General features: G+C 67.6%; 26 protein-coding genes. 18 read left to right on the top strand and 8 right to left on the bottom strand.

From position 1 onward, the window contains the following. Window positions 1-157 precede the first annotated feature (157 nt). The 3 genes from HLAC_RS16900 to HLAC_RS16885 all read left to right on the top strand — a co-directional run bounded on the left by HLAC_RS16900 (window position 158) and on the right by HLAC_RS16885 (window position 2,065). Entirely contained in the window at window positions 158-478 is a 321-nt protein-coding gene (locus tag HLAC_RS16900) for a DUF7344 domain-containing protein (RefSeq protein WP_012660202.1), read from the top strand. 18 nt (window positions 479-496) lie between these two features. Continuing rightward, on the top strand, window positions 497-769 hold the full coding sequence (locus HLAC_RS16895; RefSeq protein ID WP_012660201.1) for a hypothetical protein: 273 nt from the start codon (window positions 497-499) through the stop codon (window positions 767-769). Window positions 770-1,513: 744 nt separating this feature from the next. Continuing rightward, window positions 1,514-2,065 carry a DUF7344 domain-containing protein gene (locus HLAC_RS16885; protein ID WP_012660200.1) on the top strand — a complete coding sequence of 184 codons (552 nt, stop codon included), beginning with the start codon at window positions 1,514-1,516 and terminating at the stop codon, window positions 2,063-2,065. 39 nt (window positions 2,066-2,104) lie between these two features. On the opposite strand, the gene HLAC_RS19740 is transcribed toward HLAC_RS16885, so the two are convergent. Beyond that, complete coding sequence (locus HLAC_RS19740; protein ID WP_012660199.1) at window positions 2,105-2,284, bottom strand: DUF7563 family protein; 180 nt, start codon at window positions 2,282-2,284, stop codon at window positions 2,105-2,107. Between the two features lie 61 nt (window positions 2,285-2,345). On the opposite strand from HLAC_RS19740, the gene HLAC_RS16875 reads away from it, so the two are divergent. Next, the gene (locus tag HLAC_RS16875) at window positions 2,346-2,624 is read left to right on the top strand and encodes a helix-turn-helix domain-containing protein (RefSeq protein ID WP_049933960.1); all 279 of its coding nucleotides are present in this window, start codon (window positions 2,346-2,348) and stop codon (window positions 2,622-2,624) included. Between the two features lie 95 nt (window positions 2,625-2,719). On the opposite strand, the gene HLAC_RS16870 is transcribed toward HLAC_RS16875, so the two are convergent. Then, complete coding sequence (locus tag HLAC_RS16870; RefSeq protein ID WP_049933958.1) at window positions 2,720-2,911, bottom strand: hypothetical protein; 192 nt, start codon at window positions 2,909-2,911, stop codon at window positions 2,720-2,722. Window positions 2,912-3,295: 384 nt separating this feature from the next. Between HLAC_RS16870 and HLAC_RS16865 the strand changes: the two genes are divergently transcribed. After that, window positions 3,296-3,745 carry a YbhB/YbcL family Raf kinase inhibitor-like protein gene (locus tag HLAC_RS16865; protein WP_012660196.1) on the top strand — a complete coding sequence of 150 codons (450 nt, stop codon included), beginning with the start codon at window positions 3,296-3,298 and terminating at the stop codon, window positions 3,743-3,745. Window positions 3,746-3,822: 77 nt separating this feature from the next. Here HLAC_RS16865 and HLAC_RS16860 read toward each other — a convergent pair whose 3' ends face one another. Next, window positions 3,823-6,807, bottom strand: a complete 2,985-nt coding sequence (locus HLAC_RS16860; RefSeq protein WP_012660195.1) for a PAS domain S-box protein — start codon at window positions 6,805-6,807, stop codon at window positions 3,823-3,825. A gap of 225 nt (window positions 6,808-7,032) precedes the next feature. Here HLAC_RS16860 and HLAC_RS16855 point away from each other — a divergent pair, with 225 nt between their 5' ends. Together HLAC_RS16855 and HLAC_RS16850 are read left to right on the top strand one after the other, a co-directional pair. Beyond that, complete coding sequence (locus HLAC_RS16855) at window positions 7,033-7,371, top strand: DUF7344 domain-containing protein (RefSeq protein ID WP_012660194.1); 339 nt, start codon at window positions 7,033-7,035, stop codon at window positions 7,369-7,371. Window positions 7,372-7,602: 231 nt separating this feature from the next. Further along, complete coding sequence (locus tag HLAC_RS16850) at window positions 7,603-8,070, top strand: universal stress protein (protein ID WP_012660193.1); 468 nt, start codon at window positions 7,603-7,605, stop codon at window positions 8,068-8,070. Between the two features lie 230 nt (window positions 8,071-8,300). On the opposite strand, the gene HLAC_RS19390 is transcribed toward HLAC_RS16850, so the two are convergent. Beyond that, window positions 8,301-8,450: a DUF7557 family protein gene (locus tag HLAC_RS19390; RefSeq protein WP_012660192.1), complete on the bottom strand. Its 150-nt coding sequence runs from the start codon at window positions 8,448-8,450 to the stop codon at window positions 8,301-8,303. Window positions 8,451-8,606: 156 nt separating this feature from the next. On the opposite strand from HLAC_RS19390, the gene cbiT reads away from it, so the two are divergent. Genes cbiT through HLAC_RS16795 form a run of 11 tightly spaced genes read left to right on the top strand, consistent with a single transcriptional unit; the run spans window position 8,607 to window position 17,737 of the window. Continuing rightward, complete coding sequence (gene cbiT / locus HLAC_RS16845) at window positions 8,607-9,242, top strand: precorrin-6Y C5,15-methyltransferase (decarboxylating) subunit CbiT (protein ID WP_012660191.1); 636 nt, start codon at window positions 8,607-8,609, stop codon at window positions 9,240-9,242. Then, window positions 9,239-10,108, top strand: coding sequence for a cobalt-factor II C(20)-methyltransferase (locus HLAC_RS16840; RefSeq protein WP_012660190.1), 870 nt, complete (start codon window positions 9,239-9,241; stop codon window positions 10,106-10,108). Before cbiT ends, HLAC_RS16840 begins: the two co-directional genes overlap by 4 nt. Further along, on the top strand, window positions 10,105-10,977 hold the full coding sequence (locus tag HLAC_RS16835) for a cobalt-precorrin-4/precorrin-4 C(11)-methyltransferase (protein ID WP_012660189.1): 873 nt from the start codon (window positions 10,105-10,107) through the stop codon (window positions 10,975-10,977). The genes HLAC_RS16840 and HLAC_RS16835 overlap by 4 nt, the downstream gene beginning before the upstream one ends. A 6-nt stretch (window positions 10,978-10,983) precedes the next feature. After that, window positions 10,984-11,991 carry a cobalt-precorrin 5A hydrolase gene (gene cbiG / locus HLAC_RS16830; RefSeq protein WP_012660188.1) on the top strand — a complete coding sequence of 336 codons (1,008 nt, stop codon included), beginning with the start codon at window positions 10,984-10,986 and terminating at the stop codon, window positions 11,989-11,991. Window position 11,992: 1 nt separating this feature from the next. Then, on the top strand, window positions 11,993-12,847 hold the full coding sequence (locus HLAC_RS16825) for a precorrin-3B C(17)-methyltransferase (protein WP_012660187.1): 855 nt from the start codon (window positions 11,993-11,995) through the stop codon (window positions 12,845-12,847). 2 nt (window positions 12,848-12,849) lie between these two features. After that, window positions 12,850-13,845, top strand: coding sequence for a precorrin-3B C(17)-methyltransferase (gene cobJ / locus HLAC_RS16820; RefSeq protein ID WP_012660186.1), 996 nt, complete (start codon window positions 12,850-12,852; stop codon window positions 13,843-13,845). Next, window positions 13,835-14,110: a ferredoxin gene (locus tag HLAC_RS16815; RefSeq protein WP_012660185.1), complete on the top strand. Its 276-nt coding sequence runs from the start codon at window positions 13,835-13,837 to the stop codon at window positions 14,108-14,110. Before cobJ ends, HLAC_RS16815 begins: the two co-directional genes overlap by 11 nt. Further along, window positions 14,103-14,813, top strand: coding sequence for a hypothetical protein (locus HLAC_RS16810; protein ID WP_012660184.1), 711 nt, complete (start codon window positions 14,103-14,105; stop codon window positions 14,811-14,813). The genes HLAC_RS16815 and HLAC_RS16810 overlap by 8 nt, the downstream gene beginning before the upstream one ends. After that, complete coding sequence (locus HLAC_RS16805) at window positions 14,810-16,036, top strand: CbiX/SirB N-terminal domain-containing protein (protein ID WP_012660183.1); 1,227 nt, start codon at window positions 14,810-14,812, stop codon at window positions 16,034-16,036. Before HLAC_RS16810 ends, HLAC_RS16805 begins: the two co-directional genes overlap by 4 nt. A gap of 32 nt (window positions 16,037-16,068) precedes the next feature. Then, on the top strand, window positions 16,069-16,440 hold the full coding sequence (locus HLAC_RS16800; protein ID WP_012660182.1) for a DUF3209 family protein: 372 nt from the start codon (window positions 16,069-16,071) through the stop codon (window positions 16,438-16,440). 19 nt (window positions 16,441-16,459) lie between these two features. Beyond that, the gene (locus tag HLAC_RS16795) at window positions 16,460-17,737 is read left to right on the top strand and encodes a PQQ-binding-like beta-propeller repeat protein (RefSeq protein ID WP_012660181.1); all 1,278 of its coding nucleotides are present in this window, start codon (window positions 16,460-16,462) and stop codon (window positions 17,735-17,737) included. A gap of 379 nt (window positions 17,738-18,116) precedes the next feature. On the opposite strand, the gene HLAC_RS16790 is transcribed toward HLAC_RS16795, so the two are convergent. The 4 genes from HLAC_RS16790 to HLAC_RS16775 form a co-directional block, all read right to left on the bottom strand. Beyond that, window positions 18,117-18,467: a (2Fe-2S) ferredoxin domain-containing protein gene (locus HLAC_RS16790; protein WP_012660178.1), complete on the bottom strand. Its 351-nt coding sequence runs from the start codon at window positions 18,465-18,467 to the stop codon at window positions 18,117-18,119. Next, complete coding sequence (locus tag HLAC_RS16785) at window positions 18,467-19,222, bottom strand: CbtA family protein (protein WP_012660177.1); 756 nt, start codon at window positions 19,220-19,222, stop codon at window positions 18,467-18,469. The genes HLAC_RS16790 and HLAC_RS16785 overlap by 1 nt, the downstream gene beginning before the upstream one ends. Window position 19,223: 1 nt before the next feature. Next, window positions 19,224-19,412, bottom strand: coding sequence for a CbtB domain-containing protein (locus HLAC_RS16780; RefSeq protein WP_012660176.1), 189 nt, complete (start codon window positions 19,410-19,412; stop codon window positions 19,224-19,226). An 89-nt stretch (window positions 19,413-19,501) separates the two neighbouring features. Beyond that, the gene (locus HLAC_RS16775; RefSeq protein ID WP_012660175.1) at window positions 19,502-21,766 is read right to left on the bottom strand and encodes a VWA domain-containing protein; all 2,265 of its coding nucleotides are present in this window, start codon (window positions 21,764-21,766) and stop codon (window positions 19,502-19,504) included. Between the last annotated feature and the right edge of the window lie 20 nt (window positions 21,767-21,786).

The following is a 21,786-nucleotide window of genomic DNA, read 5'->3' as shown; positions in this document are numbered from 1 at the left end:
GGTAATAACCGTATTCGCTTCACAATTCTTCTCCTATCCGTCCCAACGCTTATACTTGTGAAGCTACCACTGCCAATAACCGCCAGCGTTTCTCGGCCGCCACGACAGACTGTCGGAGGGGAAACGCGCTGCTGACCGAGACGGACCCTGGGGGAGCATGACAGAGACACCTGATACGAGAGTGGATTCAGACCGACGTGAACTATCGACGTCGACGGATGGACCGGCCGGACCGGACCCGAGTCGCATCGAGAATCCAGTCGCCAGTCAGCACGAGAACGCACCACTCTCCCTCGAGGACGTGTTCGGGATACTCAGGAACGAACGCCGCCAGCACGTCCTCTCCTACCTCCTGATCACCGACGACGAACCGGTGCAACTCGGCCATCTCGCCGAACACATCGCGGCCATCGAGAACGACAAACCGATCAAGGCGCTCGACTCGCAAGAACGCAAGCGCGTCTACGTCGCCCTCTAACAGTGCCACCTCCCGAAGATGGCGGACGCGAACGTCATCGAGTTCGAAAAGAGCAGGGGCACCATCGAGAGCGGTCCGAACATCGACCAGCTCGAACCGTACCTCGACGTCCCAGGCGGCGACGAACCCACGAGCGTCCCCGTCCACTACCTCGTCCTGGCCGCATCGGGCGTGGTCGCCTACCTCCTCGCAGCGCTGATGACTCCGAGCGGGAGCCTGGCCGGCGGCGCGGTCCTCGCGATGGGGTTCGCGACGTTCGCCCTGATGGCCTCGCGCGCACGCGCGAACTGACCTCGTTTCGGATCGGACACATCTCCCCGTACCGATCGGACACGTCTCGTTCCCGGAGGTACCCAGACTCCCGACCGTGGAGCCGCACTCGACACCCACCTTTATGGAATGCGACGGGACCGCTAGGCTGACCCGAACCGTCCTCCTGTCCAACGGTTTCGTCGCCTCAGGAACTACTTCAGGGCACCGGTACCGGTCATCTACTTGGAATAATCCGTATCTGTGTCACGCAAACTGACTCATAACTATCCGTACACTCGGAGACGTTTCGGTATCGTAACGCACGATAGAAGCTGCGTGAACGAGAGCCAGATCGATGCACCATCCAGCCACACCACGAACCGACGTGCTTGCCGCACGAGTCCGCTCGCACGGGATTCGGTCCGTGCATCCGGACGAAGGCACAACCCCTTCGTGTACGACGACCAGGCCGTCGCGACGACGCCGTGACGACCGACCGTCGTCGTCGAGCGCTCGGGCGCGACGTCGAGCCAGGGCGACGCGCAGAGCTGGGGACGCCCGGGTCCACCGACCCGATCCAGTACGGCGTCGCCGGTCAAGTACAGCCGTCGCCGGTCTCGATTCCGGTCGTTTCGGCCGCGAAGGCGCCGACTCGGGGCCTTCAGGGCCTCTATCGGGGAGGTACGTCAGCATTACTCGCGCTAACTGGAGCGTAACAAAGGACACCACGCTCGTGGTAGGCTATATCAGCAACCAGAGACTGTCGCGGTGAATCCAAGATCGATGTCAGAAACCGAGGGAGGTGAGTTGACGCAGGACACAGTCTTCGAAATCCTCAGCAACTCACGGCGCCGATTCATGCTCTCGTACCTCAACGAGCACGACGGCCCCGTGGACCTCATGGAACTCGCGAACGAGATCGCGGCCTGGGAGAACGAAACGACCGTGGACGAGCTCACGGACAAACAGTCCAAGCGCGTCTACGTGTCGGTCTACCAGACGCACGTCCCGAAGCTGGAAGCAACCGGACTCATCGATTACGACTCCGACTCCGGGCTCATCGAGCTGTCGGAGCGGGCGAGCGAGATCGATCGGTACATGCCCGACGAGGAGTCGGAACGACCGTGGCATCGATACTACGTCGGCCTTGCGATAGCCTCGGCGGTGTTCTACGGTGCTGTCGCTCTCGGCGTTCCGGTCCTGGAGCAACTGACCACGGCTGGTGCGGGCGTCGTCGTGGTCGTGGCGTTCGCGGTCCTTTCGGGGTATCACTACTTCAAGCGGGACAAAAAGGCCAGCATCGTCGAGGAGATGCCAGTGGAGGACAGATCATGACTGCATTCGACTCATCAAATCAAGAAAATCACAGATTCGTCAGGTATCGAGACCGCTTCCGGAGCCATCCATCACGTCGCTCACCGTCGCGCACGTCGAGCATCGATGTAGCGTCCCGGTGTTGTCGCCGAAGACGCGCACGTAACTCGAGGAGACGTGACGCCCACAGTTCTCACACGCACAGTGCTGGGTCGTTCCGTTGGACCGAAGTTCGTCCATGGTACGTTATGACGGACTCAGCTACCGGGCTTTGTTATTCGAGTGCTACGGGGTGGGAGCGATGAGCGACGAGTGGAACGCGATCGGGTTCGTCATCAGTTCAAACTATCGCGTGACCGTTCTCAGGCGGCTCAACGAAGGGCCGGCGACGCCGTCGCAGATCGCGGGCGACGAGGACATCGCCATCACCCACGTCTCGCGCGCGCTCCGGGAGCTCGGGGAGCGAGACCTCGTCGAGCTACTGGTCCCAGAGAACCGCCGGAAGGGGCGCGTCTACGGTATCACCGAGAAGGGCGAACGGATCTGGGAGGAGATGCAGTCCCAGAACCTCGCCGAGTAACTGCCGTCGTCGTCGATCACTGCGCGACGCCCGTCTCCGACCTGTCGTAGTCGTACCGAGAAAGACCGTCTGTTCTCCCCTAGCGATCGCCTGCGTTAGCGCTCGCCAGGAACTGGGCTCGCCGGGCGAGCGCGTTCCGTAGCGTCTTCGTCGTCGACCTTGTTGTCGATCTCGTCGTCTATGTGGGCGTCCTCTGGCAGGAGGAGTTCGGGTTGTCGAGCGTACGCTGGCGTCTTCGCGAAGGCCTCGATGCGGTCCCACTCGTCTTCAGTCAGTCGTTCTACCATACCACTCAAATGCGCCACTACTATGTTAGTAATTCTCACCATACGGCTACGGGGTCACAGGTGGTGACTGCCTACCGGTAACGTGAATGGAATTTGTAACGACGTAAGGATACACCGATTCGTGGTAATCGTTGTCAACTCGCACGATGGGCCGGGTTGCGGCGCCCGATAGCCGACCGAGAGACGGGTCTTCGCTCCCCCCAGGTCGAATGACCGAACTCGCGCGAACGCGGGACCTACGTTTTAGAGCGTCCGCGTCGATAGTTCGAACGGGCACCGGCCCAGCGAGTACGGCGTCGCTATCCGACACCGTCACCGGCCGAACCGGGTCGGACAACGATGCGTGCGCCGTCGCTCCTGGACGACCCACCGACCAGCAGACCCATGCTCGAATTCACCAGTCCCGCGTTCGACCACGGCGCGCGCATTCCGCGCGATTACGGTTACACGGAACGGAACGTCAACCCGGAACTACGCATCTCCGGCAGCCCAGCGGATGCAACGTCGCTGGCGCTCATCGTCGACGACCCGGACGCCGTCGAACCAGCCGGGAAGATCTGGGATCACTGGGTGGTCTGGAACATCGACCCGGACCGCGACCACATCCCGGAAGGCTGGGAGCCGACGACGGCCGAGGAAGGCCGGAACGACTTCGGGGAGACCGGATACGGCGGCCCGAACCCGCCGGACCGAGAACACACCTACCGGTTCGAACTGTACGCGCTCGACGACGACCTCGACCTCGCCAGTTCGGCGACGGCGACCGACGTCCGCGACGCCGCCGAAGGCCACGTGCTCGACGACGCCCGACTCGAAGGGACCTACGCACCCTGACGGACTCGGGATCGCCCCGCCCCAACTCCAGTCCACGACGGACTGACGGGGCGAAAGGCCGTCGACGAACTCGACGGCTACTCGGTGTCAGTCCAACCCGAGGACTCCTCGCCCCCCTCCCCCAGTAGCGCCTCGAACACCTTCCGCTCCGCCTTCCTGATGTGTTGGTTGAACGTTGGCGGTGCCACCCCGAGCGACTCTGCGACGTCCTCGCCGGTCGCCGCTCGCGGCCACTCGAAGAACCCCGAGTGGTACGCCGCATACAGAGCGGCACGCTGACGGTCCGTGAGATCCTCCGCGATACGGTCCTGGAGTCTCGCCATCGACGGCTGCGATGGAGATATCTGCCGCTGAGCGACGAGTTCCGCCGACGGATACGCCGCCGACACCCCCTCAGTGATCGCACGGACGTCCTGTCCGGGCGGCACGTGCAACACGAACCTGGAGTTGCCGTCCACGGTCACGACCTCGTCCACGTACCCGCCGCGTGCCGTCACCATCGAGAACACGGGTGGTTCCTTCGCGTGCAACTCGAACTTCGAGTTACCGGCCTCGTCGGTGTCGACGACCGACACCGACTCCCAGTACGGTACCTCGTCGACGAGGGACGCCAGCGACTCCATCGCCGTCGGCGACGCCGTTCCGTACACGAGCACCTCATCGCCCTTCGTCGACACCGTCTCGTCGAACGTGAGCGTGCCCGACAGCGACTCGGAGACGTCGAGCGACGAGAACGCCCTCGGCACCCGATAGTCCAGTTCCAGGACGGCTTCGCTCGCGAGCGCACGCTTGCGCTCCACGGCCGCGATCGCGTGCCCGACGACCTCACCGATGTGCTCCACGAGGCGTCGTTCCTCGTCAGCGAACGCGGACTCCCGGTCGGTATGCACGTTCAGGACGCCGAACATCCGGCCGTCGTGCGTTATCGGGATCGCCATCGCCGACCGGAACCCGAACCTGGCGGCGAGCGCCCGCCATGGGTCCGACGTCGGCAACAACGACGCGTCCTGGACCGTCTGTGCCGTCCGGTCGCGGACCGCACGAGATACCGCACCGCGACCACGGACTCCCTCGAGCATCCCCGACAGCGAAGCGCGGTCCGGGTCGTCGAGACCCGCCGCGGTTCGGACGGCGAGCGACCCGTCGACGCCAGTCATCTCCCCGATCCACGCGAACTCGTAGGCGTTCGACGCGGCGAGACGCTTGCAGACCATCGTCTCGATCTCCTCGCGAGTTGACCCGTCGATGGCTCCCGTCGCGACGTCGCGAACCACCGCGTTCACCTCGTTGAGCGCCTCGAGACGCGCCCGCTGGCGTTCGATGCGTCGTTCCCGCTCGACGCGCTCCCCGACGTCCCGCACCACACCGACGCGTCCGGTGTTCCCGTCCTTGGACGCGAACGTCGTGAACCGCGTCTCCACCACGAGCGGGTCGCCGTCGACCGGCGCGAACGTCTCTTCGAACTTCGCGCTCTCGAGCGTGTCCGCTGACAGCGCCGCATTCCTGTCGTTCACTCGCTCCGCGAACGTCTCGTCGAAGACGATGGACGCCTTCTGGCCGATGATATCCTCGCCGTCGACGCCAGCCATCGACGCGAACGCGTCGTTCACGACGACGAAACGGTCCTCCTGGTCGAGCACGTAGATGCCGTCCTCGACCGTCTCGACGATGCGCTCGTAGCGCTCCAGTTCCCGCTCTCGTTCCTTGCGTTCAGTGATGTCGCTGACGAAGCCGGCGTTCCCGCGGACGTTCCCCGCTTCGTCCGTGAGCACCGTCAACCGGTTCTCGACGGGCACTGCGTGCCCGCGCTTCGTGGTCACGTGGTACTCCGAGCGCACTCGGTCCGGGGCGTCCTCCGTCAAGAGTTCGCTGATCTGCGGCTCGATGCGGTCCACGGCATCGTCCGGTATCACGAGCGACACGTGCTCGCCGAGCAGTTCCTCGCGCGAGTACCCCGAGAGCTCCGTGATGGCGTCGTTGACGAACGCGAACCGGCCTTCGCTATCGAGCTCGTACACCGGTTCGCCGAGTGCGTCGACCACGCCGACGTACCGCTGGAGTTCGCGTTCGTGCTCCACCTGTTCGGTGACCTCCCGGAGCAACACGGACGCGCCCGAGGTCGTCGGGACGGCCTCGACCTCGAACCACGCGTCGCGGTCGCCGTGCCGACAGTCGCCCGTCTGCTTCGACTCCGACTCGAGCGCCGCGTCGACGATCGCGCTTGCGCCCCTGAGTGCATCGAACGCCTCGCTCGTCGACGCACCGACGAGTTCTACCACGTCCGGTTCGAGGAGTGCCGCGGCACGGTCGTCGACGGACAGCACCGTCCCGTCTTCGTCCAGCTTCAGTCGGCTGTCGACCGCGTGGGACGCGAACTCCGATAGCTCGGCCGCGACAGCGTCACGCTCCCGTCGCAGTCGACGCGACCGTTCGACGACGCCCGTCACGTCCGACGCCGTGACGACGACTCCGTCGTCGGACTCCTGTACAGTCATCGACACCCATCGATGCCCGTCGTCGGTGTCGACGCGTACGTGCTCGTCGACGACCGGACGGTTCGTCCTACGAACTCGACGAACCGGTCGGTCGGCGGCGCCGATCACGTCACCGTCGTGGTCGGTCAACGGCACCGCTTCGAGAGCCTCGAGCGAGACGTCGCCGTCGAGCCCGAACAGCGTCCGGAACTGCTCGTTGGCGGTCGCGCACGTGCCGTCGTCCGCGAACGCCGCCACGCCGGTCGGCGAGGACTCGAGCACGTCCACGAGCGGGGGATTCTCGACCGCACCCGCTCCCGCATCGGTACTGGCTCCGTTCGTCGAGGCGTCAGCGATTTTAGCGTCAGGTAGAGCGGCGTCACCTGTGTCGTTCCGCCACCAGACGCGCGCGCTCGCGCCGACCTTCTTCGTGCGTAGTTCATCGGCGTCCACGAGTCGGTCCAGTCTGTCGTACGTGCTCCGTCGACCGAGGTCGAGTGCCTCAGCCACCTCGCTCGTCGTCAGCGGCGTCCCGTCGGGCGCGAACGTGTCGAGCGTCTCGCGGAGTGCAGCCGTCAAGTCCCCCATCTAGACGACTCCGTAACGCGTCCAGAGATATGAAGACTCCGCCGGCGGAGCCAATCGGGGCGGGGAGCTGACAACCACATGGACGGCATACGGGCCCGTAATGGCACCAGAACGCCGTTCGAGCGGCCCTACCTCGTCCAAGACCACCCTAACGACTTCTAGACCGAACTTACCTGGTACAGCCTCCCATGGTAGGTACGGGCAGGTCAGCTCGAACCCATCATCATGAACGGTAAAACGTCGAAATCGATCGCCGAATCGGCACTCGAAGACGGCTCGTCGTCCGGTATCACCGACGACCAGCTCTATCGAGTGTTCGCCGATCCGGTACGGCGAACGGCGCTGGCCGTGCTCGATGACACATCGACGCCCACCTCGCTCGAAACGCTCGCCTACGGTATCGAGTCCGATCCGGAGGCGGACGTCGCCTGCGTGGACGCGTGCTCCGTTGCGCTCCACCACCGACACCTCCCGATACTCGACGAGGCCGGCCTCGTGGACTACGACCCGCCGACGAACACGATCCGGTCCTGTCATGGGTCCGTCCAGGCCCTCGTCGACTGACGGCGAGAACGACGCGACCGACGGAGGGGACGCAATCGACGCGACCGAGGGAACGGGGGGATTCCGGTCGTGTTCCTTCGACGATACTGTACCACTAAGCCGCTGCGCGACCAATCCCGAAGGTATGCCTGGAGAGCACCCTGAACGGACCGAGTGCCAGCGCTTCCGGTGTATCGAGTCCCCGGAGGTGTGCGGTTACCGGTGTCTGGAACGGAGGTGTCGTGAGCGCCTATGACCGATTCGAGAACGGACGGCCTCCGGTTCGTCGTCGCCGTCGATGGGTCCGCGGAGAGCGAGCACGCGCTGGAACACGCCGCGCGGCTCGCGGACGACTCGGGCGCGGTGACGCTCGTGCACGTCGTCAACCCGGACGTGTTCGAGGAGCCCAGTAGCGACCCGGTCTCGGGGATCGGGGACGTGAGCGACCGCATCGTCGCCACCGTCGAGGACGCGGAGAAACGTGGCGAGCGAGTACTGGAGAGCGCGCGGTCGCTGGCGACGGAACTGGGAGTTACAGTGGAGTCGGAGTTGCTGTACGGGTCGCCGGCGACGGAGATCGCTTCGTTCGCGGCGACGGACGACTTCGACGGCGTGTTCGTCGGGCATCGCGGGAAGTCCGAGCGCGTCGAACGGTTGCTCGGGAGCGTCGCGAAGGACCTCGTGGAGATGGCGTCGTGTCCGGTGACGGTCGTGCGGTGAGAACGCGACCGTCGTCCACTACGCGGATTGTGATCGTCCAGCGAGTACGCTCGTGTACTCTCGAGAGCAAGACCTTCGCGAAGATCGAAACGCCCGAAGAAGTCCAGCGAGTACGCTCGTGTACTCTCGAGGGTCGGCGCTGACGCTACTCGTCGTTCGTACCGTCCGGTCGTCTGGCAGTCGCTCTCGCCGGGACCTGGTACTCTGTGGGACGGTCCCGCGGACTCGACTTACTCGGAGTAGCCTTCCTGGAGGAACGTGCCGTCGGCCTCGTACATCGACACCAGTTCCTCGACGAATTCCGGTATCGTCTGGCTCTCTTCGAGGTGGGTTTCGAGGCGTTCCGCGAGGTCGTCGTCCAGGACGATCGTTCGGGGCATGGCGTGAATACACCTAGAACTTGGTGTTGGAGGGCTTAAACGTACGTCAAAAGTTTCCTGTACTTTCACTTCTGACGCCCGTGCGTCCACTACCCAACCATACTTTGGTTAGCTCAACCAAAATTGTTTTGTGTCCTAAGTGGCTTGTCTCCGTCGATGTCGAACGTCTCGCTCCCACACGACGCGAAAGCCGGCCCCACCAAATCCGAAGTCAGGGCCGTCCTCCAGGGCAAACTCGACCTCGCGCCCGACGACCACTTCGTCGAGGTCGGCTCCTGCACCGGCGCCGTCACCATCGACGCCGCACGCCGTGCCGGCCGCGTCACAGCACTCGAACGAAAACCCGAACGCCTCGCAGTCACGCGGAAGAACCTCGCCGCGAACGACACCAGCGCCGACGTCACCCTCCGGGAGACCGAAGCACCAGCCGGGCTCCCCGAGGACGCCGACGCCCTCTTCCTCGGCGGAAGTCGGAACTACGAAGCGATCCTCGACCACGTTGGGGCTCACGACGTCGACCGCGTCGTCATGAACGTCTCGCGACTCGAGGTCGCCGGCGCCGCAACCGAAGCGTTCCGCGAACGCGACCTCCTCGACGAGGTCGTCCAGTTCCAGGTGAGTCACGGCTACGAACTCGCGGGCGCCACCAGCTTCGACTCCCAGAACCCCGTCTACATGCTCGTCGGCGGCACCGAGGCCACCGCGAACGACCTCCACGTCGACGACGACGTCGCGACCGACGGCGGTCGCGCGAACGCGTCGAGACTCGATGCCGGAGGTGACGACCGATGACGCTGTACGGCGTCGGCCTTGGCCCCGGCGACGCCGACCTCGTCACCGTCCGCGGTCAGCGAGTCCTCGAGACCGCGGACGTCGTGTACTCGCCCGGGCGGCTCTCCCGGACCGTCGCGACCGAGCACGTCCCCGAATCCCGGATCGGCGACCTCGACTTCCCGATGACGCGGGACGCGGACGAACTCCGTCGCGCCTGGAAGGCCGCGGCGAGCGAGATCGCACCGCGAGCCTGTGACGGCGACGTCGCGTTCGTCACCCTCGGCGACCCGAACGTCTACTCCACGTTCGGGCACCTCAGACGGACGTTCGACGCCTTCCATCCCGAGGTCGACCTCGAGGTCGTCCCGGGCGTGAGTGCCGTCACCGCGTTCACGACCGCTCTCGGCGTCGAGGTCGCGGCCGGTGCGAGCCTCGCACTCCACGAGGCCGCCCGCGGCCACGCACCCACTGGCCCCGACCGCATGATCCTGTTCAAGGTCACGGACGTCCCCGCGACCCACGAGGGCCTCGTCGACGCCGGCTACGACGTCACGTACGGTCGTCGACTCTACATGGAGCACGGCGAGACGGTCGTCACAAGCGACCCGAGCGAGGTCGTCGACCGCGACTACTACACGCTCGCGTACGCCGAGAAGCGAGGGCTCGACGACGAGCCCGCGACCGCGACGTTCGCGGAGACGGCCGGCGAGGACACAGAGCGCGCGAGGGGCGAACCGGACTCGACCGGGGACGACCGCCCCGAGTCCCGGGACGGGGAGTCGAGCGCGGACCCAGCCGAAGCTGGGCCATCCGCGGCTGAGCGAACCGAACGAGCCGTCGCCGAATCGTGCGGGGACGACCCCGTGGAGGGTTCGGTCGAATGACGGACCCACAGGATGCCATCGACGCCGCGGCGGACGCACGTGCCGAGGAACGCGACCCTCGGATCGCCGAACAGACCGCCGGCGAAATCCAGGATGGCATTCCCTTCATCGGCGCTGGCCCCGGCGACCCCGGCCTCCTCACCGTCACCGGCAAGGAACTCGTCGAGACGGCCGACCTCGTCGTGCACGCCGGGTCGCTCGTCAACAGCGAACTGCTGGACGCGTACTGCGACGACGCCGAACAGGTCAACAGCGTCGGGAAGGACCTCGAGGAACTCGTCCCGCTGATGCGCGACGCCTACGAGGACGGTCGGGACGTCGTGCGATTGCACAGCGGCGATCCCGCCATCTACGGTGCCGCCGTAGAGCAGATGGACGCGCTCGAACACGAGGACGTCCCCACCTACATCGTCCCCGGGGTCACGTCCGCGTTCGCCGCGAGTGCGACCCTGCGGACGCAGTTGACGCTGAACGGCGTCGCGAACCACGTCGCGTTCACGCGCCCGCAGGGGAAGACGCTCGACTCCGAAAACGACCACATCTCCGACTTCGTCGAGAAGGGCGACGTCACCGTCTGCATCTACCTCGGCACGCACGCGGTCGCGGAGACGATGGACCGCCTCGTCGAAGACGGCGCGGACCCGGACACGCCCGTCGCGGTCGTCTACCACGCGTCCTGGCCGGACGAGGACGTCATCGAAGGCACCGTTGACACCATCGGCGACCGCCTCGACGATGCCGGGTATCGCGCCTCGGCGATGGTCGTCATCGGGCCGGCGGCGCGGAAGGCGGGCTACGAGCGCTCGTACCTCTACGGCGACTGGGCGAACGGTTCGGATACGGACAGCGCGAGCGAGGCCGACGACTGAGTACTCATGAGCACGGACGACGACACCACGACGGACGCATCGAGCGATTCGACCAGTTCGAACGACGACTCGGGGGGCCACTGCTCGACCCCGGACTCCGACGGCGAGGTCGCCGAGGAGATCGCGATAATCAGCTTCGAACGCAAGTGGGAGACCGCGGAGGACGTCGAGGCCGAGCTCGCCGACCGGTATTCGAGCATCGACCTCATCGAGTACGAGAGCGACGTGTTCGAGCAACACTGGGGCGAGTACGACTGCTTCCTCGCCCTGATGGCGAGCGGTATCGTGATGCGGAAGACCGCCGGGTTGCTCGACGACAAGTGGGAGGATCCGGCGGTCGTGGTCGTCGACGAAGCGTTGACGTGGGCGATCCCGATCACTGGCGGGCATCACGGCGCGAACCAGGTCGCGGACGACCTCGCGTCGATGGGGGCTGTGCCGGCGATGACGACCGCGAGCGAAGCCGCGGGCAAACAGGGCGTGGAGAGCAAAGCGAAAGCGCTCGACTCGCACGTCGTGAACGGCGATTCGACCGTCGCGACGAACCTGGCGGTCCTCGACGACGGACTCGGACCGGTTGCGCGCCTCGACGGCCCGAAAGCGGTGCTCGTCGGCGACGACGTCACCGTCCTCAAGCGCAACGGCGACGACGGCGTCGTCCTCGGCACCGGGACCGTCTCGGGCGTCGACACGGAGCAGGTCGTCGACGCCTGGGACCGCGCGCTGACCGCGGAAGGACTGGACTTCGACGACGTCGACTTCGTCGCCACCGGCACGCGCAAAGCGGGCGAAGACGGCCTGTACGAGGCCGCCCAGGAACTCGACCTCGGCGTCGTCCTCTTCGAGAAGGAGGACCTCGAGGAGTTCGAAGGGCCGACGCCGTCGCGCTCGAAGGAACTCATCGGCTGGCCGGGTATCGCGGAGGCGAGCGCCATCGCCGGCGGTCGCGACCACGAACTGCTCGCGGAGAAGGAACGGTACGACGAGGCCGTCACCGTCGCGGTGGGGCGGTAAGATGCCCGAGTACGATCCCGACGACTACGGCACGCTGTACGTCGTCGGCATCGGCCCGGGGCTCCCGCACGCGATGACCCAGCGCGCCAAGGAGGTCGTGGCGACCGCCGACTGCGTCATCGCGTCGAACCTCTACCAGGAGTTCCTCCGGCGCGACGGCACCCTCCCGCCCGAGGACGCCGTCGCGGACGGTGGCGTCGCCGCGAAAGCCGACGGCTCCACGCAAGAGATCGTGCGCTCGACGATGGGCCAGCAGGTCGAACTCGCGAAGGAGGCCTTCGAGCGCGTTCGCGACGGTCAGACCGTCGCGCACGTCTCCGGTGGCGACCCGAACGTCTACGGGAAGAGCGACCTCGTGTACACGATGGCCGAAGCCGAGGACGCCGACGACGTCCCCATCGAGATCGTCCCAGGCGTCACCGCCGCACTCGGCGGTGCGGCGAACCTCGGCGCACCGCTCTCCAACGACTTCTGCACCGTCTCGCTGTCGGACAAGTGGCGAGGCTGGGACGAGATCGAGGAGAAACTGCGCGCCGCCGCCATCAGCGGGTTCGTCATCGTCCTCTACAACTGCTGGCGGGACTACGAGCGCGCCATCGACGTCATCCGCGAGGAGCGCGCCGACGACGTCCCCGTCGGTATCTTCAACGACGCCGGTCGCGGCGCCGCCGGCCGGAACCTCGACGACGAGACCCACACCATCACCACCCTCGGTGCGGCGACCGAGCACGACGACGAGGTCGGCGGCATGGGGACGTCCATCCTCGTCGGCACGCACGAGACGAACGTCTGGGAGAACGACCACGGGAAACACCTCGTCACGCCCCGCGGCGGGCGTGACGTCGACGACTTCTAACAATGAGTACGGACAACACCGATTCAGTCGACGCGAGTACAGACACGGAATCGAAGTGCGGCGCCTCCTCGCCCGACGACGGCGGAGCGACCGACGATGCAGACACGGGGTCGCAGTGTGGGGCGTCGAGCGGCCCGGACTCGTCGAGTTCGTCGAGTTGCGGGGCGTCGAAGTCCGAAAAGACCGACGAGAAGGTGAAAGCCACCGTCGAGGACTTCGAGGGCGACCCCGGGAGTCTGCTGGCGGTCGGCCTCGGCCCAGGCCAGCCGGAGGGCATGACCGAGCGCGCTCGCGGGACGCTCATGGACGCAGAGCACATCGTCGGGTACACGACGTACGTCGAACTGCTCCCCGACGAGGTCACGGAGAGCGCCGAGGAACTGTACGACACGCCGATGTGCGGCGAGGTGTCCCGTACCGAGGAGGCGATCGACCGGGCGCTCGCCGGGAACGACGTCGCGATCATCGGGAGCGGCGACCCGAACGTGTACGCGCTCGCCGGCCTCGCACTCGAGATCCTCGAATCGAAGGGTGCGACGGCGAGCATGGTCGACTTCGAGGTCGTCCCTGGCGTTCCCGCCGCCCAGTCCTGCGGTGCACGCCTCGGTGCACCGCTCGTGAACGACACCGTCAGCATCTCGCTGTCCGACCACCTGACGGACATGCCCACCATCGAATCGCGCCTGCACGCCGCCGCGAAGGAGGGGTTCACCATCTCCATCTACAACCCCTGGAGTCGCAAGCGTCGCGAGAACTACCAGAAGTGCTGCGAAATCCTGCTGGAGCACCGCGACCCCGAAACGCCGGTCGGTATCGTGCACGGGGCCGGCCGAGACGACGAGGCAGTCGAGATCGTCGAGTTGCGGGACCTCCCGGACCTCGGCGAGAGCGACCTCGTGGACATGACGACGACGCTCATCGTCGGGAACGAGGAGACGTACGTCTGGGACGACCGCATGGTCACCCCCCGAGGCTACGAGTCCAAGTATGACTACTGAGTACGCCATCAGCCTCGACCGCGACGCCTGCGACGGCGTGTTCGCGTGCCTCGTCCGCGACGACCGGTTCGTCGAGAGCGAGGACGGACTCGCGACCATCGACGGTGCCAGCGACGGAACGCACGCGGCGGGCGACCGCCAGACTCCCGTCGATGGCGACGTCGTCGTCGCGTTCGACGACGACCGCATCGAGGACGCCCGGCAGGCCGCTCGCGCGTGCCCACTGGACGCCATCGCGGTCACCACGGAGGGCGACGATGCCTGAGGACACCGTCGAACCGGGCACCCCCGAACGTGTGGACGATCTGCTCGCGGCGACGCCTGAGACGGCGTACTTCTGGGGTCGCGTCGCGGGAGACGGCGACCTCTCGGCGGAGAGCGTGACGGTTCGTGCCGGGGACGCGCAGGCGGCAGACGCGCTCGCCGCGGCCGTCGGCGCTGACCGCCCGGAGCGCGACGTCACCGAACGAACGTCCGCGCACGACGCCTCGGTCGTTCGATTCGAGGACGAGTACGAACTCCAGGTCGTCGGCGGCGTCGCACGGCGTGCGAGCGCCGCACTCGGCCTGCCACTCGACGGCGAACCGGGCGGCTACCGGTTCGATTCGCTGACGGACCACCGCCCACAGCTCGTTCGTGGCCTCCTAGAAGCCGCCGGCACGGTCTGCTTCCGGGAATCCACGAACTCGGTCGGCGTCTCGTTCGTGCACGACGACGAGACGCTGCTGGGGACCGTCCAGTCGCTCCTCGGCGACGCCGAACCCCACGTCCCGACCGAGTCCCTCGAAGAGACGTCCTCGGGCGGGCACTGGTTCGGACTGGCCGACGACGCTGACGTCTCCGCGTTCGCGGAGTGGGTGTACGGTGGGAGCGACGACACGGGACTGTACTCCGAGAGCCGACGCCAGAAACTCCAGCGGAGCGTCGAACGTGCGACCGACCGACCCGTCGGGGGGCTGTCGCCGTGACCGCCGACGCGACGAGTACGCCCGTGTCGCTCGACGACGAAGCCGTTCTGCTCGTCGGGCACGGCTCGCGTCGCGAGAAGTCCAACGAGCAAGTGCGCGAGCTCGCGGCCGACCTCGAGGGTCGACTCGGGGTGCCCGTGGACGCGGGGTTCCTCGAACTCGCCGAACCCGACATCGCCGACGCGATCGGCGGACTCGCGGCGAGCGTCTCCAGGGTCACGCTCGTCCAGCTGTCGCTGTTCGCCGCGAGTCACGTCAAGAACGACGTGCCCCTCGCCGTCCAGCAGGCTCGGGACGCACACGACGACCTGACGGTGCACAACGGCGCGCACCTCGGCGTCCATCCCGCGCTCGTCGACCTGCTCGACGACCGCGCGAGAGCCGTGGAGACGGAACTTGGCGTCGACCGCGACGACGACGACGTCGCCGTCGTCCTCTGCGCGCGTGGGTCCAGCGACCCGGACGCGAACAGCGACGCGCACAAGCTCGCACGCCTCCTCTATGAAGGCCGCGAGTTCGCGCGCGTCGACACCGCGTTCGTCGGCGTCACCGAACCCTTGCTGGAGGACGCCCTCCACGGCGTCGCGAAGTCGCGCCCGGACGCCGTGGTCGTCCTGCCGTACATGCTCGGCGACGGCGTCCTCACCGGACGGATCCGCGACGGCGCCGACGAGTTCCACGCGGAATACCCCTACGTCGACGCCGCCGCCGGCGACCCCCTTGGCACCGACCCGCGGATCCTGGACGTCCTCGGCGACCGCTGGCAGGAAGCCCGCACCGACAGCGTCGACATGTCCTGTGACACGTGCAAGTACAAGGTCGAACTCGACGGCTACGAGGCGGACGTCGGTGGTGCTCGCGCGATGCTTCGCGCTCTCACCCACCAGGAGACCCACGCCGACCGGGACGACGTCGACGACGACCCGCACGTCCACGACGCGCCCGAGAAACACGTCGCTGTCTGCACGAACCAGACGTGCGCCGCCGACGGGGCACCCGCCGTCCTCGAAGGCCTCCGCCAGGCCGCCCGCGACTCCGAGGAATGCGACGCACGCATCACGCGCTCGTCGTGCCTCGGTCGCTGCGGCGACGGCCCGATGGTCGCCGTCTACCCCGACGGCGTCTGGTACGGCGACGTCGACGGCGACGACGCCGACCGAATCGTCTCCTCGCACCTCGACCGCGACCGCATCGTCTCCGACCTCGTCGACCAGACGCTCTGACCGACACCGACCTACTCACACCAGATTCACCAATGAGCTGTTACGAACTCGAAGCGCTTCGACTCGGACTGATGAACGTCCTCGGCACCGAAGACCGCAGTGCTCGCGAACACGCCGAGCAAGAACTGGACGGACACCTCGATGGCCCCATCGAGGCCCTGGCGCACGCGAACACGCTCGCCGGCATCGAACGCCACCTCGACGCCGCACTCGTCGATCTCGAAGAGGAGATCGCGGCGACGCCGAACGACGACCCGGAGTACGACTATCTCCGCGGTCGCCTCGTCGCCGTGCGGGACGCCGAACGCGCCGTCGCCCGCATCACGACGCAAGGCGAGAGCGTCCTCGACGGGTTAGGCGAAGCGCACGACGTCCTGCACGAGGCGTTCCCGGTGGACGAATGACCGCCGAGAGCCGATACCGATGAGCGACGCGGTCGACGACCCGCACCCGAACCCGAACCGCGACGGATTCGACGCTCGAACGGTTGCGCTCGGCGACGTGCAACCCGGTCGGTCGCGCCACGCCGGTCGGCGCTCGGCAGTCGCGGTCGTCGGCGACCTCGCGGTCGCGGGCACCGCCGACGGCGCTCTCGTCGCGTTCGACCGCGACACGCTCGTCGAACGCTGGCGGACTGCGCCCGCCGGTGTCGACGCGGACGCGCCCCCGTCGGTCGTCTCCATCGCGACGTACCAGGGCGGCATTCTGGCCGGGGAACGGTCCGCTCGCGGCGGCGTTCGCTGCCTCGACCCGACGGACGGCACGGTTCGCTTCCGCATGGAGACGCGCGACGACGTCGGTGGCCCGCAGCGCGAGACGCGGTTCTTCCTGCCGTTCGTCGTCGACATAGTCGGCGACGGCGAGCGCGCGTACGTCGCGGCGCGGCGCTACGAGCGCGACGGCGACGACCGCAGCTTCCATAGTGTCGTCTTCGCGCTGGACGCCCACGGCGCACGCGCGTGGACGTACGAGACCGACGCCTCCGTCATCGCGCTCGATGCTCGCGACGACCGCCTGGGGGTCGCGCACAACCGCTGTCCAGGTGACGACCAGCACGGTCTGGTCGTGCTCGACGCGGAGTCCGGTCGCCGCCGCTTCGACTGGGACCCCGGCACCGAGGGCCAGCGACGGATCGGCGACGTCGCCCTGGTCGCCGACGGCGCGGTCGTCGCGAGCCACGGCGACAAACGCGGGTATCGGCTCACCGACGGCGGGGGCGTGCGCTGGCGCGTCGACCTCGCCACGCCCACCGTCGTCGACGACGAGACGCTGTACGCGTACCCGAATCACGTTCACGCGGCCGACGACGGCGTCGTCTTCGTCACGGGGAACACGTATCCGGAGGACGGCCGCGAGACCGACGGCCGTCACCCCGACGAGCACACCGCAGTCGGCGTGTCCCCGGATGGCGATCGGCGGTGGCACGCCGACGTCGGCGGGTTCGCGAGCGAGCTCGCCGCCGCCGGGGACCGCGTGGTCGTCCCCGGCGCCCAGCACTTCCGCGACCGAGACGCCGACGACCACGGCCTCCGCGTGCTCGACGTCGCCGACGGCCCGGTCGGCGACCGCGCGACCGACGGCATCGTCACCGCGGTCGCCACGGCCGACGGCGACGTCGCCGCGATCGAGGAACCGGTCGTCTACCACGACGAAGGCATCGAGCGCGGCGCGTACCGACTGCACTGGGTCCGTGTGGGGTGAGGGGCGTATCGACTGCACGTGCTCGGGCGGGCGTGAGTGGAGTGCCGACCGTTCTTGCAGGGATAGCGTAACTCGTTGATGCTTAAACTGGTGCTCGAACGCTTCGAACGGTCATGAATCGGCGTCAACCGAGTCGGCGCTTGATGTGGTTCGGGCTCTGGCGTGTTCTCATGATGTATCGATGCGAGTCGAGCGAGATGGACGCGGAACCGAGTCGGTTCGTCGAGGTGGTTGCGTGACTCCCTTGATAGTCGGACTGCTGGTCCCGATTGCGCGCGTGGTGGTCCCGCTGGTCGTCTTGATCGTGATCGCGTACGCTATCTACAGCCTGTTGACCTGAGAACGAGTCCGGAACCGTTGGCCTGCAACGACGCCCGAGTCAGTCGGCGGCGGTGGAGGCGTCGACGCCGAGGTCGTCGGCGTTCTCGCCGAACTCCGAGCGCAAGAGTTCGGGGACGTCTTCGGGCGTGACGTCGCTGTACCATCGATTCCGAGGCTGGATCGCGATGGCGGTGCCGTCGGCGCTACACAGTCCGAGGCAGGTGGTTTCGGCGAGCTGGACGGGCGACCAGAAGACGCCGTGGTCGCGGAGCCACGCTTCGACGGCGTCGTAGACTGCGTCGCCGTGGGCGTCCGCGCACGCCGCGTACTCGCTGTCGCGAGCGTTCGTGCACACGAGCACGTGGTCGGTGAACCCGCTGTCGACGACCTCGGCTGTGCGGTCCTCCATCAGTCCGCCGTCACCCGCGGGTCCGGCGTGTCGTCCTCGACGGACGGACCGTTCGATCGGTCGCCGGTGGCGTCGAGGTACGTGTTCGTCGCTGCGAGGGTCGTCCAGAGGAGGACCTGTCCGAAGGCGACGACGCCGACGATGCTCGTCGCGAGCGCGTCGGGTATTGCGCTCTCTCCGGCCGGGACCGGTGCGAGCACGCCGACGCTCGCGAGCGCGAGGAGCGGGACGGCCGCGGCGAGTCCACCCCCGCGGCGCCCGCGAGCGTCGCGACCGCGGCGGTACGCCACGACTGCGAGGGTGCACGCGAGTGCGCCGACGACCATCATCGTCGCGTAGATCGCGAGCCGCGTCGGCGTCGCGAGCGTGGCTTCGATGCCCGGCGCACTCGGCGGGAGGACGAGCCACGGTGCGCCGGAGACGGTCACGAACCCGCCGGCGGCGAGGACGTAACTCCGCGCCCCCGGGGGTCCGGGGAGTGCGGGTTCGAGCAGGTAGAACCCGGCGCCGAACGCGACGACGCCGAGCAGGAGCCCCCATAGCACGCCGCCGGCGACGCTCACGGCGCCGGTCGTCACCGCCGACGTCGCGCCAGCGGCGTCGTGGTGGTCGCCGTTCCCGGCGGTGTGCCCGTCGTGTTCGAACGTCTCGGCGACGCCGACGAGTGGGTTCGCGACGACGGCGACGAACAGTCCGAACGCGAGCCCGGCGACGACGCCGGCTTTCGCGCCCCGAACGAGGTAGTCGACGAGCATCTCAGTGGCAGACGACGCCGGCGGCGTGCCTGAAGTTGTGGAGCGAATCGTGTGCCGCGGGGTCCTGGAGGACGAGGAGCGCGAACGAGATCGCGGCGACGAGCCCCAGTCCGGTCGCGAGTTGTCCCGCGGTCAGGTCGGTGCTTGCACGGTCGATTCTGTCGTGGACGGTGTCCTGCGCGGCCGACATACTAAATCCAGCTTTACCAAACACAACTGAGCTTGTAAAACTTTCGTGTGGTCGCCCACGACCCCTTCGCCAGCCTCCGGTTGCGGATTTTACTGGTCCCGAACCTCTCGCACGGACTCGTCGACGCGCGCCGCGCTGAGGGCGGCGAGCGGGACGCGCTCCCCACCGCTCGCCTCGACCAGCGCGTCCGTGACCGTCGGCCCGTCGTCCTCACCGGCGGCGACGACGACGACGTGCGCGTCGCGCTCGGCCAATCCACGGCCCGCGGCGCGCGTCTCCGCGACCGGACTGCCGTCCGCGACGTTCGCGCGTCCGTCCGTCACCACCACGACCACGCTCGCCGCCGGGTCCGCACGATCAAGCACGCGCCCCGCGGTCCGCAAACCCGCCGGAAGCGGCGTCCGGTCCCCAGTCGGGAGCGACTTCAGATGCCGAGCGGCGAGCGTCACGCTGTCAGTCGGCGGCAGGAGCACCTCCGCATCCGTGCCCGCGAACGCCACGAACCCGACCGCGTCCCGGTGCTGGTAGGCGTCCTCCAGCAGTTCCAGCACGGTCCCCTTCGCCGCACGCATCGCCGGCCGCATCGACGCGCTCGCGTCCACGACGAACAACACGAGCGCCGACGAATCACCGGCGCGAACCGACTGCCGGAGATCCCGCGATTCGACGGACGACGCACCGCGCGCGCTCGCCGCACGCACCGACGCCGCCGCGTCCACACTCACACCGCCAGTTCCAGCGTCCGTCCGCTCCGTCCGTACACGAGAACCGTTCGCGTCCACGCTCGGCGACGCCGACGCACGCGACCCGGTCCCGGACCCAGGTTCGGCTATCGCCTCCGGTGGCGACAGCTCCGGCGCCGCCGCCTCCCCGACGTCCGCGCGGTCCTGGCCGGGTAGCAACGGCGTCCCTCCCTCGGCCGCATCACCTTCGGGATTCGCTCGGGGCTGTTCGTTCGCGCTCGAATCGTCGTCACTGCGGGCGCCACGGCCCGGACTCGGCCGCGGACTCGCATCGCGTGGCTCGTCGTCACCCTCGTCGGCGGGGCGGTCGCTGTCGCCTTCGGTATCGTCCGCCGATTCGTCGTCGCCTGCGGCGGTCGCGTCCCCGGCCTTCCCCTCGTCGTCGAGAGCCCCATCGCCGGCATCACCAGCGCCTCCTTCCCTGTCCCCTGTGCCGGAGGCGTCGCGTTCGTCGTCCCCACCAGCGTCGCCGGCATCGGCGTCACCGGACTCGTCATCTCCGTTCTCGGCCCGGCGTTCGCCGTCTTCGGCGTCACCCTCGCCGTCCTCGGCGTCGCTCTCGCCGTCCTCTGCGCCACCTTCGTCGTCGAAGTGTTCGTCGACGACCTCCTCTACGTCGGGGGCGTCCTCGAACGGTTGTGCCCGGAGTCGATGCGGGAGCGCGAAGCGTGCCGCGGTCTCGACGTCGTTCTCCTCGACGCGGTCGCGGCCGTCGAGTGCGGCGAGCGCTCGTGCGGTCCGCGCTGTCGCGATGTCGCCGCGATGACCGTCGACGCCGGCGTCCCGGCAGAGTTCCGCGATGTCCTCGCGGAGGGAGCGTTCGAGTACGACGTCGCCGATGCGGTCCCTGGCATCGCGCAGGCGCTCGCCGGAGTCGCGTCCGGTGGACGTCGAATCCGGGGTTTCGGTGGCCTCGTCCAGCGCCTGGTCGATGATCTCGACGCGGTCGTCGAGGTCCGAACAGCCCGTGACCGTCGTCTGGAGCGCGAACCGGTCGCGGAGCTGGGGCCGGAGGTCGCCTTCTTCGGGGTTCATCGTCCCGACGAGCGTGAACTCCGCGGGGTGCGTGACGCTGATGCCGTCGCGCTCGACGCGATTGACGCCGCTGGCGGCGGCGGAGAGCAGGACGTCGACGAGGTGGTCGTCGAGCAGGTTCACCTCGTCGACGTAGAGGACCCCGCGGTGGGCGCGTGCGAGCAGGCCGGGGTCGAACTCGTGGTCGCCGTCGAGTGCGTCCGCGACGGACAGCGTGCCGACGATCCGTTCTCTCGTCGCACCGAGCGGGAGCGTGACGAGCGGCACTGGTCGCATCGCTGTCGGCGGGTTCTCACGGTCGCGACAGTCGACGCACTGGAGCGAGGCGTCCTCCGGGTGACAGCCGAAGTCGCAGTCGGCGACGACGCGCTGGTCGGGGAGGAGGTCGGCGAGCCCCTGGACGGTGGTGGACTTCGCCGTTCCCTTCTCGCCCTGCACGAGGAGGCCGTCGAGGTCGTCGTCGGTCGCGACCGCCAGCAACGCCTCCTTGAGGGCGTGCTGGCCGACGACGTCGTCGAACCTCGGCCGCTGGCGGCCGGCGTGCGAGGGTTTTTTGTGACTACCGAAATCAACCATGGTTGTAGTAGCACAATAGA

It is taken from the genome of Halorubrum lacusprofundi ATCC 49239, assembly GCF_000022205.1.
Lineage (GTDB): Archaea > Halobacteriota > Halobacteria > Halobacteriales > Haloferacaceae > Halorubrum > Halorubrum lacusprofundi.
This window is presented reverse-complemented; position numbering and strand designations above follow the sequence as displayed.

Excerpts from the sequence above, each read along its gene's own strand:
- HLAC_RS16900 (WP_012660202.1), top strand. The coding sequence starts at position 158 with ATGACAGAGACACCTGATACGAGAGTGGATTCAGACCGACGTGAACTA.
- HLAC_RS16895 (WP_012660201.1), top strand. The coding sequence starts at position 497 with ATGGCGGACGCGAACGTCATCGAGTTCGAAAAGAGCAGGGGCACCATC.
- HLAC_RS16885 (WP_012660200.1), top strand. The coding sequence starts at position 1,514 with ATGTCAGAAACCGAGGGAGGTGAGTTGACGCAGGACACAGTCTTCGAA.
- HLAC_RS19740 (WP_012660199.1), bottom strand. The coding sequence starts at position 2,284 with ATGGACGAACTTCGGTCCAACGGAACGACCCAGCACTGTGCGTGTGAG.
- HLAC_RS16875 (WP_049933960.1), top strand. The coding sequence starts at position 2,346 with ATGAGCGACGAGTGGAACGCGATCGGGTTCGTCATCAGTTCAAACTAT.
- HLAC_RS16870 (WP_049933958.1), bottom strand. The coding sequence starts at position 2,911 with ATGGTAGAACGACTGACTGAAGACGAGTGGGACCGCATCGAGGCCTTC.
- HLAC_RS16865 (WP_012660196.1), top strand. The coding sequence starts at position 3,296 with ATGCTCGAATTCACCAGTCCCGCGTTCGACCACGGCGCGCGCATTCCG.
- HLAC_RS16860 (WP_012660195.1), bottom strand. The coding sequence starts at position 6,807 with ATGGGGGACTTGACGGCTGCACTCCGCGAGACGCTCGACACGTTCGCG.
- HLAC_RS16855 (WP_012660194.1), top strand. The coding sequence starts at position 7,033 with ATGAACGGTAAAACGTCGAAATCGATCGCCGAATCGGCACTCGAAGAC.
- HLAC_RS16850 (WP_012660193.1), top strand. The coding sequence starts at position 7,603 with ATGACCGATTCGAGAACGGACGGCCTCCGGTTCGTCGTCGCCGTCGAT.
- HLAC_RS19390 (WP_012660192.1), bottom strand. The coding sequence starts at position 8,450 with ATGCCCCGAACGATCGTCCTGGACGACGACCTCGCGGAACGCCTCGAA.
- cbiT (WP_012660191.1), top strand. The coding sequence starts at position 8,607 with ATGTCGAACGTCTCGCTCCCACACGACGCGAAAGCCGGCCCCACCAAA.
- HLAC_RS16840 (WP_012660190.1), top strand. The coding sequence starts at position 9,239 with ATGACGCTGTACGGCGTCGGCCTTGGCCCCGGCGACGCCGACCTCGTC.
- HLAC_RS16835 (WP_012660189.1), top strand. The coding sequence starts at position 10,105 with ATGACGGACCCACAGGATGCCATCGACGCCGCGGCGGACGCACGTGCC.
- cbiG (WP_012660188.1), top strand. The coding sequence starts at position 10,984 with ATGAGCACGGACGACGACACCACGACGGACGCATCGAGCGATTCGACC.
- HLAC_RS16825 (WP_012660187.1), top strand. The coding sequence starts at position 11,993 with ATGCCCGAGTACGATCCCGACGACTACGGCACGCTGTACGTCGTCGGC.
- cobJ (WP_012660186.1), top strand. The coding sequence starts at position 12,850 with ATGAGTACGGACAACACCGATTCAGTCGACGCGAGTACAGACACGGAA.
- HLAC_RS16815 (WP_012660185.1), top strand. The coding sequence starts at position 13,835 with ATGACTACTGAGTACGCCATCAGCCTCGACCGCGACGCCTGCGACGGC.
- HLAC_RS16810 (WP_012660184.1), top strand. The coding sequence starts at position 14,103 with ATGCCTGAGGACACCGTCGAACCGGGCACCCCCGAACGTGTGGACGAT.
- HLAC_RS16800 (WP_012660182.1), top strand. The coding sequence starts at position 16,069 with ATGAGCTGTTACGAACTCGAAGCGCTTCGACTCGGACTGATGAACGTC.
- HLAC_RS16795 (WP_012660181.1), top strand. The coding sequence starts at position 16,460 with ATGAGCGACGCGGTCGACGACCCGCACCCGAACCCGAACCGCGACGGA.
- HLAC_RS16790 (WP_012660178.1), bottom strand. The coding sequence starts at position 18,467 with ATGGAGGACCGCACAGCCGAGGTCGTCGACAGCGGGTTCACCGACCAC.
- HLAC_RS16785 (WP_012660177.1), bottom strand. The coding sequence starts at position 19,222 with ATGCTCGTCGACTACCTCGTTCGGGGCGCGAAAGCCGGCGTCGTCGCC.
- HLAC_RS16780 (WP_012660176.1), bottom strand. The coding sequence starts at position 19,412 with ATGTCGGCCGCGCAGGACACCGTCCACGACAGAATCGACCGTGCAAGC.
- HLAC_RS16775 (WP_012660175.1), bottom strand. The coding sequence starts at position 21,766 with ATGGTTGATTTCGGTAGTCACAAAAAACCCTCGCACGCCGGCCGCCAG.